Here is an 8,757-nt window from a genome sequence, read left to right on the forward strand (position 1 = left end):
TGAACTTATACTGTGAAAGGGCATAGATAGTAATTACAGAGAACACAGCCGCTCCAAGCGCCAGTCCCTGGAATTCCAGCTCGACAGGGTCTTTTATAGTTTTCAGGGCTCCACGCACAAGTTCGACCCCGGATAATATGATGATAACTGAGACAAAAAGAGCCACCAGATTCTCTGCTTTGTAGTAACCATAAGGAAAGTGCTCCCCGCTACTTTTCAGGCTTAGCCTTAACCCGATCCACACTGCAAGGGATGTAAAGATATCCATTGATGTGTGGATCGCATCTGCGATCAGGGAGGAACTGCCTGAATAGAACCCCACGATACCTTTTATTGCTGCAAGAAAAACCAGTGCAATAGTAGAATTCCTTGAAGCCTTTACACCTAACCAAAGTTTTTCTTTTACAGCCACATTATATTCTCCCAATAACTAATAAACAATAAAAAAAGAAAAAATGATCCCTCATTGGGACCTTTTGTTGTAATCATTCTTTCAGAACTTCACTGATGAACTGACCTTCTCCTACCAGTTCAATGATGTTACCAAGTCGTTCTTTTCCGGGTTTAGTTCGGTATTTGACAAAGGTCTTACCTACTTTATCTATCAAGGATGGGATCTCCTCTTTTGTGCAGAATGTCTTCAGGAGAACACCATTTGTTGGTCTTCTTCCATCGTTCCCGCCAATCCATACAGAATAACCTCTCTGTTCTTCAACAGCAGCCTCATGTGGGCATCCCCGGACACACCATCCACAGTTGATACAGAGGTCCCTGTCAATGACAGCCTTTCCTGAGATCACAGAGATAGCGTTCAGTTTGCATAATTCACTGCATCTTCCGCATCCGTTACATTTTTCCGTATCGACCTTCGGACGGAGCTGACCTACGATACCAATGTCATTGCTCTCTGCTCTGACACAACTGTTCGGGCATCCTGCTACACCGATCTTCATTTTATGAGGAGTGAGCTTTTGGGCGAACTGCATTGTAAGTTCATTTGCAAGTTCTTTAGTATCAACAAGTCCTTCAGGACAGTAAGCCATCCCGGGACAGGCATTAGTATAACCCATTCCAATGGTCTTCAGCCCGCTGCCATAGACATCTGCCATCAGTCCATCGACATTTTCGCCTTTGACACCCTGTATCTCAACGCTCTTCCTTGTGGTAAGCTCAAGGCTGCCGTCACCATACTTCTCTGCAAGTTCAGCAACCCTGGCAATGTAATCATGCTGTACGATACCGGAGTTGGTTTTGATCTTCACGAAATTCGTTCCATTTGCCTCTGGTCTTACACCAGGATAATCGCGTACCCAATAGAAGTTCACCTTCTTTCCATCATCAATACGTTTATCAAGTTCTTTATTGAACTTCCTCATCTTAATAGCTGCAAAGTCCCCTATCATGCTGATATCGACATCATCGATGGTTTCTATGTATCCAGCCTTTTCTGCTGCTTCAAGAAGTTCAAGACCCTTGTCATTGCGGGCGATCAAAGTTGTCCATCCGGTAGATGAGCCAACATGTCCTGCTGATATATCTGCAACTTTGGAAACAGCATCCCTGCAGATACGGCATCCATCCCATACACAGTCAGCGATGTCCTTCAGGGAGATCTCAATTTCTCCGTCATCGGTAGTAACGATCATCTCGTCAAGCCTGATAGCATATTTCCTGATCTTATCTAGGTTGATACCTAGGCTTTTCATGTGCTCGGATAACTTTTCATAGTTAAAGTTCTCCATGCAGAACAGACCGATCGTATATGGTATATTTGGAATGTCAGCCTTTTCACCATTCATTCCGACTTCCACCGGATGAACGTTCAGGCCTGTGAAGAACTGTGTCCTTCTGGTTCCGTATGTCTGGCATGGAACACCTACCATTGCAACATTTTTCAGTTCATCCTTGCTCTGGCGCAGTGCAGCCATCACAGGAACTGCTGAATATTTGGCACCCTGGGTGTTCAGGAGTTCTTCTTTGCTTGCAACGATGCAGGAATCCGGTTTTGTAAAACCTGCAGTGGTGACAGCACCATCAATGAGGCCATTGTCAAAACAGTATCCGAGAAGCGCGGTCACCGCGCCGCCATCCTGGCCGTTTTCAGCTATTGACGGGTCTGTAGCCCTTGCAGAAACGATCTTCTGATATTGGCCGATAAGTGTTGGAGGTAATGCTTTGAAATTAAACACGTTCATCGAGATACGGGCTGCATCTGTCATGACCCGCTGACATACATCTTTACAAGCGCCTTCCCCGTTTCTGTAGCACTCTTCCTTTAACTTTGGCCCGTTCTCATCGAATTCGATTATCTCATAGGGGCAAACCGCCGCACAAGCACCGCATAAGGTGCACATTCCGGTATCGACAACTGCATCCTTTAAGAACCATTTATATTCTTCTGACATTGTTCTCATCTCGTTTTAGTTTTTACACTTTATTTTCAGTCGTGGTGATGGTGTTCATGGGACTGGCAGGCATTTTCACTCGTGGCCTTTGGAAGTTTCCCGGCTTCCCATGCCATTATGGCCTCTTCTACTGTTCCGTTGGCACCAACATATACTTCTATACCAAACTGTTCGAATTGCTGTACAGCCTTGTTCCCAAGTCCCCCACAAAGCATGACATCAACTCCCGCCTGTGACAGGAGCTCTGGAGGAAGCCCCACTCCTCCCATATGCTCACTTTTATTTTCGATAGTTCCGATTTCATTCGTTTCAGTGTCTTTTATGGTGTAGGTCGGGACCCTGCCAAAATGCTGGCCAACGAGATCATCGAGTCCGCCTTTTCCGCTTGAAGGTACACATATTTTCATCTTATCACCTCATAGTCCTTAACTTAAAGATTCATTCCTCCGCCTCTGCCAGCTCCACCGCCGCCTCCCATGCCTCTGCCGGAGCCGCCCGATCTGCGTCCACCCATCCCTCTGCCGGGTGGAGCTATGGACGCATGTGCCTGTGCTGTTGGGCCACCAGTTTCCTGCAACTGACCTTCTTTGTACTGACGGATCGCATCTGTAACTGAACCACTGGCTCCTGTCATTACCTGAATTCCGGCTGCAGAAAGGATCGGGAAGGCGTTAGGACCGATGCTACCAGTAAGGAGGACATCGATCCCTTTGTCAGAAATGTTCTGGGCAGCCTGTATACCTGCTCCACCTGCCGCTGAAGCTGCCGGGTTGTCAAATGCTTTGAATTCCATAGTTTCCGGATCTACGAGGATAAAGTAGGGGCATCTTCCAAATCGCGGATCCAGTGCTGCACTAATATTTTTATCTGTGGCTGTTACACATATCTTCATATAATTTCCTCATTTTGAATTATTTTATGTTATATACTACCCACATGAGAGGAAATATATAAAGGTTACCAATCGAAGCTATATATTTATCCATCTATGAGAGATTATAGAATACGTAATTACCAGGGATAAATGAAATTTTATCCTCGATACAAGTACAAATTCCAGAGGTATAAACATGGATTATGCAAAAATGAGTGAGAAACTTATTGAGGCACTGGAACTTAATGGTAAACCAGTAGCAATATCATTACTAAAGCGAGAGAAGGACATTCCTGAAGGTCTGGAAAAGATCGTAGAACCAAGAAGATACTGCCAGATGCTTCAGGATGCAAGGTTCAATGATAAGGTCACTTTTGCTACTATGGATGAGCATGCCTGCAAGGGTGGTGCTGCAGCCATAGGATTGCAGGACTATCCTGACAAGATCAAAAGCGGAGAACTTTATTTCGACAAACTCGGAAAAGAAATATCTCTGAGTGTTGCTAAACGTGTTGTAGACAACATGCCAAGACCTGCTCCCGGATCGACCGTTGCAACGATCGTTGCTCCCCTGGACAACACACCAACAAGACCTGATGTTATTATCGTGATTGGAAACACCCTTGTAGCCAGAAGGATCGCACATTCAGTTATCTATAGACGTGGTGGTCGTATGACTGCAAACTTTGCAGGAATCCAGTCCACATGTGCCGATGCTACCGGTTCACCATACACCACCGGAGAAGTTAACATCTCTATTGGTTGTGATGGCGCTGCCAAGAATGCAGGACTCAAGGACGATGAAATGGTTATCGGTATTCCGGAAGAACAGCTTGAGGACATTACTAATATCCTGGAAATGAAGGCAGGAACCTGGAATGACTGGATGAGATCATAATAATCAAGCATGATGATGCCCTGTAGAATACGTATTTTCTCTACAGGGATATCAAATGTTTTAATATTCTCTGTTATTTTGGCTCTGTAGAAATCCTCAAATGATGTAAGGAGCTAAGATTAAATAGAAAATTTATTGTATGTCATGTGATTACAGGAATTTAATAAGTTAGAATATTTATACAAATGAAAAGTGGTGCTTTGTTTTGAAAATTGGAATAATTCGATGTAGACAAACAGAAGATATGTGTCCTGGAACTATGGATTTTAAAATAATAAGAGAAAAGAAATGTGCTTTTGAAGGCATTAAAGAAAACATTGAAATAATAGGCATGGTTTCTTGTGGAGGCTGTCCTGGCAAAAAAGTTGTAACCAGAGCCAAAGAAATGGTTAAAAGAGGTGCCGATACTATAGTACTTGCGTCCTGCATTACTAGAGGAAATCCTATTGGTTTTCCTTGTCCGCATGCAGCAATAATTGAGGAATCCATAAAAAATAAACTTGGTGAAAAAGTTCAAATAATTAATTACACTCATTGAATTTTATTAAAACGAAGGATTTCTACAGAGCCGTTATTTTTCTTTTTTTTAACCACAATAAGCACAATTGATAGCAGTGAACAGTGCTAACTATTTATAGAAATGCTTAAATATAAGCAGTTGTGTACATTTAGACCATAACCGTAACAAACCTACTGTACCAGTAGACAGATACAGTTCAGATCATAAATGTATGAAAATATGGAGTGAATCAATATGGATCTCAAAGAGCTAAATGAATTCGGTAAGATACTCACAGAAAAACTCAACCTTAAGACAAAGCCTGTTGCAGTCTCTCTAATTCCGGAAGGACATGATATTCCTGAAGGTATTGAGAAGCTAGATGAGACTACAAGACACTGTCAGATGGTGGACATGGTCAGAAAGACCGGCAGGGAGTTCTACGCAACTGCAGATGAGCAGGCATGTAAAGGCGGTTCCGCAATGATGGGACTTAATGAAATGCCACACAAGTTGGCTACCGGTGATACCTATCTTAAACTTAAACGTTTCAACACTATCAATGCAGCAAGACGCACAATGGAGAGTGTTACTAGATTAGAGTCCAATTCCATAAAAGCTGCTGTTTATGGACCTCTTGAGAGTGCAACATTCACTCCTGACGTAATAGTCATCATTACTACACCAAAACAGGTAATGCAACTCTCACAGGCACTTATATACATGCACGGTGGCAGGGTCGAGACAAGCTTTGCAGGAATTCAGAGTGTTTGTGCCGATGGTGTTGTAAGACCATACAAGGAAGGAAAGGTCAGCGTCACCCTTGGATGCGGTGGCAGCAGAAAGTTCGCAAACGTCGCAGAAAACGAGATGATCATAGGAATCCCTGTGGAGAGAGCTCACGACCTCTTGGAAGCTGTTAATGAGATGCTCTGATAAGAGCATCTCTTCTTTCATTCTATTTTTAGGATCATAACGGTCTTTGAAGATCGTATCTATACATAAACTCGTTTTAATAAAAAAGGTATGCAGCCTCGCAAAAATGCAAGACTGGCAATAATTAAAGTGTCTTCAGATAATCGATGAGGTCTTCGATATCATCATCCGACATATCCCATCTTGGCATTGTATAATCCAACTCTTCTCCATCAGGTTCGATACCATCCCTTATGGCTTCTTTTATCGTTTCATCAGTATAAGCCGGGTGTTCATCATGTCCACTTACAGTCTCATTTGCATTTTCATCTTCAGCAGTTAAAGTACTATACCTTATATCTGAAGGAATATCTGTCCCCATCATTATAGGAACACCGCCTCTGCCACTTACTCCATGACAGCTTACACAACTCCCACCATGGACATAGAGCCAGTGCGGACCCCCGCTTGCCGGAATCAGTTGTCCTTCCTCATTATACCCTGTGTAATATATCAGCTCACCATTCAAATCGAATTGTGAAGCGATATCTGAAGGCAAAGGTCGGTCGTACTGATCAGGATACATGTATCCCGGTTCATGCCAGAAGTACTCCTGTGATGGTCTGTCGTATGAATCCCCCATCAGGTTCACGCATCCAGATACCACTATTGCGATACCAAGAAAAAATAATAAAATTGGTTTTTTCAAATATCATTCCCCCACGCATAGAATAAATATAAAAAAGAATATGAGGTGGAGATTATTAATGCATTGTGATAGGTTTTGGGATATTTGAAATCGACCAATTTTAAAGATTATATCTTACTGTGTCCAGGAATTTGAAAGCGTCTCAGCTTGCTCTAATACTAATTCGATGGCTTTCGGGGCCATATCCGGCGGATATTTGTAACGTTGTAATGTACGGCGAACAAGTATGCGTAATCTGGCCCTTACACTGTCACGTACCTGCCAATCCACTGTCGTGGATTTGCGTAGCTTTTCGGTGATCTCTACAGCGATCTTTTTGAGGGTTTCATCCCCTAACTCACGAACAGCACTTTCATTGTCTGCCAATGCATCATAGAATGCAATTTCATCAGGGTTCAGACCAAGAGCTTCATCGTGTTCCAGCCCTTCCCGATAGTCTTTTGCTATCTGGATAAGCTCTTCGATGACCTGAGCTGTTTCAATGGCACGATTGTTGTATTTGCGTAAGGTTTCCTGCAATCGTTCACTGTATTTTTTTTCCTGAACAACATTGTTGGACGATCTTGCTCTTATCTGGTCTTTTAGCAGCTTTTCTAATAATTCGACTGCTAAGTTACGATATTTCATGTGCCTTATATCTTCCAGAAATTCATCCGATAATAGGCTAATTTCTGGTTTTTCTAAACCTGCAAGTTCGAATATATCAATGACACCTTCGGCAATTATAGAATTGTCAAGTATCTGTTTAAGGATTGAGTTCTTTTCTTCCTGTGTCCGTTTTTTATCAACGGATGTGAATTTACCAATGGCTGCCTTGATGGCTGCAAAAAAGGCAATTTCGGCATGGAGTGGCTCAACTTCATCTAAGGTACTGCACAATGAATATGCTTTGGTGATGGCGAGTACTGTGTCCAGATAACGCTTTTTACCGTCATCAAGTCCTAAGATATGGTTCGCTGCGGGTACAAGCAGTTTGTAGGCTTGGGTTTCAAAGCCGCTGTAATCGAAGCCATGGAAAAGCCCACGAACAATATCCATTTTTTCCAGTACTATGGAATAGGCTTCTTCAGCATTTCTTGTGGGTTCACCTCTGCCCTTGGCTTCGGTGTAGTTATTGAGTGCGCTTTTTAGTTCGTTCGCGATCCCGATGTAATCTACTACCAACCCCCCGGGCTTGTTACCAAATACCCGATTAACTCTTGCGGTGGCTTGTATCAGATTGTGATCCTTCATGGGTTTGTCAATGTACATGGTATGGCAGCAGGGTACGTCAAATCCTGTGAGCCACATGTCACGTACTATGACCAATTTTAGCGGATCATCACTGTCCTTGAAACGGTATTCAATGTCTTTTTTGACCTGTTTGCTGTAAATGTGTGGCTGTAGTTCTTTTTTATCGGATGCTGAGCCGGTCATTACGACCTTTATCGCACCTTTTTTCGGGTCGGTATCGTGCCATTTTGGACGTAATGCCACTATTTCGTCATAGAGGTCCACACAGATCCTACGGCTCATGCCTATGATCATTGCTTTGCCTTCCATTGACTCATTGCGTTTTTCAAAATGTTGGACAAGATCGGCGGCGATCTGCTGAATACGTGGCTTGGAACCTACGAGTTTTTCCAGACGACTCCATTCGCTTTTGGTCCTTTCACGATTAGAGATATCTTCTTCGTCTTCGACTATTTCCTCGACCTTTGAAGATAGCTCTTCGATCTGTGCATTGTTCAGGTCAAGCTTGGCCAACCGGGATTCGTAATAGATGGGCACGGTCGCACCATCATCTACGGCATCCTGAATATCATAGATCGAGACTTCCCTGCCAAATACATCATAGGTGTCTTTGTCCTGTGATGATATCGGTGTGCCTGTAAATCCGATGAATGAAGCATTTGGTAAGGCATCACGCAGATATCTGGAATATCCGAATACCGTTTTGCTGCCTATTACTTTGCCGTCATCATCCTTTATGTCAACCAGACGACCTTTGCTGCCATATTGGCTGCGGTGGGCCTCATCTGAGATGACCACGATGTTGTGGCGGGAGTTCAGGATCGGATGTGTGGTCTCATCCCCAATGGGTGAGAACTTCTGTATGGTGGTAAAGATTATCCCGCCGGATTCCCTTTCAGAGAGCATCAGGCGTAGCTCTTCCCGATCTTGAGCTTGTACCGGTGCTTGTTTGAACAGTTCTTGCAGATTGGAGAAGGTCTTGAACAGTTGTCCGTCCAGATCAGTACGGTCAGTTACTACCAGTATGGTCGGATTGTTCATTTCCGGCTGCTGCAATAATTTACCTGCATAACAACACATTAAGATGCTCTTACCGGACCCCTGAGTATGCCAGACAACCCCGGCCTTTTTGCTGCCGGGTACTACTTCTCTGCCATAGGTTGCACGCTCATCATAAGCAATATGCTCATCCGGCAGCCGTGAGGCTATCAGTGTCGCATTCAC

Annotated in this window: 9 protein-coding genes; 3 read left to right on the forward strand and 6 right to left on the reverse strand. The window is 43.6% G+C overall.

Annotation, left to right across the window (positions count from 1 at the left end; translation table 11 throughout):
* From KDK67_RS12780 to KDK67_RS12795, 4 genes are all read right to left on the reverse strand, one after another.
* The coding region (locus tag KDK67_RS12780) for a cation diffusion facilitator family transporter (RefSeq protein WP_250869197.1) at positions 1-412 on the reverse strand (412 nt) is incomplete at its 3' end.
* 73 nt (positions 413-485) lie between these two features.
* Complete coding sequence (locus KDK67_RS12785) at positions 486-2,405, reverse strand: Coenzyme F420 hydrogenase/dehydrogenase, beta subunit C-terminal domain (protein WP_250869199.1); 1,920 nt, start codon at positions 2,403-2,405, stop codon at positions 486-488.
* Positions 2,406-2,440: 35 nt separating this feature from the next.
* A complete protein-coding gene (locus tag KDK67_RS12790) occupies positions 2,441-2,812 on the reverse strand; it encodes a NifB/NifX family molybdenum-iron cluster-binding protein (RefSeq protein WP_250869200.1) in 372 nt (123 codons plus the stop codon).
* 23 nt (positions 2,813-2,835) lie between these two features.
* Positions 2,836-3,297, reverse strand: coding sequence for a NifB/NifX family molybdenum-iron cluster-binding protein (locus KDK67_RS12795; protein WP_250869202.1), 462 nt, complete (start codon positions 3,295-3,297; stop codon positions 2,836-2,838).
* A 178-nt stretch (positions 3,298-3,475) separates the two neighbouring features.
* Here KDK67_RS12795 and KDK67_RS12800 point away from each other — a divergent pair, with 178 nt between their 5' ends.
* From KDK67_RS12800 to KDK67_RS12810, 3 genes are all read left to right on the forward strand, one after another.
* Positions 3,476-4,177, forward strand: a complete 702-nt coding sequence (locus tag KDK67_RS12800) for a DUF169 domain-containing protein (protein ID WP_250869203.1) — start codon at positions 3,476-3,478, stop codon at positions 4,175-4,177.
* A gap of 205 nt (positions 4,178-4,382) precedes the next feature.
* Positions 4,383-4,715: a CGGC domain-containing protein gene (locus KDK67_RS12805; protein ID WP_172362293.1), complete on the forward strand. Its 333-nt coding sequence runs from the start codon at positions 4,383-4,385 to the stop codon at positions 4,713-4,715.
* 216 nt (positions 4,716-4,931) lie between these two features.
* The gene (locus KDK67_RS12810; protein WP_250869204.1) at positions 4,932-5,612 is read left to right on the forward strand and encodes a DUF169 domain-containing protein; all 681 of its coding nucleotides are present in this window, start codon (positions 4,932-4,934) and stop codon (positions 5,610-5,612) included.
* Between the two features lie 124 nt (positions 5,613-5,736).
* On the opposite strand, the gene KDK67_RS12815 is transcribed toward KDK67_RS12810, so the two are convergent.
* Positions 5,737-6,300, reverse strand: a complete 564-nt coding sequence (locus KDK67_RS12815; RefSeq protein WP_250869205.1) for a c-type cytochrome — start codon at positions 6,298-6,300, stop codon at positions 5,737-5,739.
* Positions 6,301-6,414: 114 nt separating this feature from the next.
* A partial coding sequence (locus tag KDK67_RS12820; RefSeq protein WP_250869206.1) for a type I restriction endonuclease subunit R occupies positions 6,415-8,757 on the reverse strand: 2,343 nt, incomplete at its 5' end.

Origin of the sequence: Methanococcoides seepicolus (assembly GCF_023684405.1) — an archaeon.
In the GTDB taxonomy this organism is placed as follows: domain Archaea; phylum Halobacteriota; class Methanosarcinia; order Methanosarcinales; family Methanosarcinaceae; genus Methanococcoides; species Methanococcoides seepicolus.

Bases quoted from the DNA above. Each gene is read 5' to 3' on its own strand.
- KDK67_RS12785 (WP_250869199.1), bottom strand. From the start codon at position 2,405: ATGTCAGAAGAATATAAATGGTTCTTAAAGGATGCAGTTGTCGATACC.
- KDK67_RS12790 (WP_250869200.1), bottom strand. From the start codon at position 2,812: ATGAAAATATGTGTACCTTCAAGCGGAAAAGGCGGACTCGATGATCTC.
- KDK67_RS12795 (WP_250869202.1), bottom strand. From the start codon at position 3,297: ATGAAGATATGTGTAACAGCCACAGATAAAAATATTAGTGCAGCACTG.
- KDK67_RS12800 (WP_250869203.1), top strand. From the start codon at position 3,476: ATGGATTATGCAAAAATGAGTGAGAAACTTATTGAGGCACTGGAACTT.
- KDK67_RS12810 (WP_250869204.1), top strand. From the start codon at position 4,932: ATGGATCTCAAAGAGCTAAATGAATTCGGTAAGATACTCACAGAAAAA.